This is a genomic window from Lentibacillus salicampi (assembly GCF_004565465.1).
GTDB lineage: Bacteria > Bacillota > Bacilli > Bacillales > Amphibacillaceae > Lentibacillus > Lentibacillus salicampi.
Map to the genome: position 1 here is coordinate 1 of NZ_SRHY01000128.1, position 610 is coordinate 610.

The following is a 610-nucleotide window of genomic DNA, read 5'->3' on the forward strand; positions in this document are numbered from 1 at the left end:
GCGCCCGTTAATTGAACAACGATTGTATTTCAAAATGCTCTATTAGTGATTTCTTTCTACCTTCGTTGTGCCAATTATGGTATTCATTAAAGATAAGTTTGATATCGTTATTAGCCTTTTCTTCAACTAAATATTTTATAGCAAGAAAGCTTCTCCAGTAGTCAAACATAATACTCGTTAGAGAACCTTCGTAGCTCGCACTCCCAAATTCGTCCAATGAGTGATTACCATATTTATCTTTAAATAAAGCAACTAATTGTAGCTCTATGTTTGTAATATTATTAAATTCTTCTTGGTTTAAAATATACTTTCTGGAAATGTAATCGCACATACCCTCCTCAAACCATATACCATCTTCTCTGTCATCATCAAATTCATCCACGAATAAGTCCGAGTGATGAGTTAACTCGTGTCCCACGATAGTAAACAATTGTTTTTCGGACATATTTTCATAAAAACTTTTAATTTCAGGTTGCTCTTTCCCCTCTAGTTGTTTAATAAATAAATTCTTCCAATTTGATAAATCAGGAGAAAAGTAGATAATATCTTTATTAGTAAATGCAGGTATAGGAACATCTGAAAAAACATTTGTTGCTAGTTCTTCTGACGT

Annotated in this window: 1 protein-coding gene; it reads right to left on the reverse strand. The window is 32.1% G+C overall.

The window, feature by feature from the left end; translation table 11 throughout:
* Positions 1 to 7 precede the first annotated feature (7 nt).
* Positions 8 to 610, reverse strand: a 603-nt coding sequence (locus E4U82_RS19675) for a hypothetical protein (RefSeq protein ID WP_135111925.1), incomplete at its 5' end; no start/stop codon positions are given.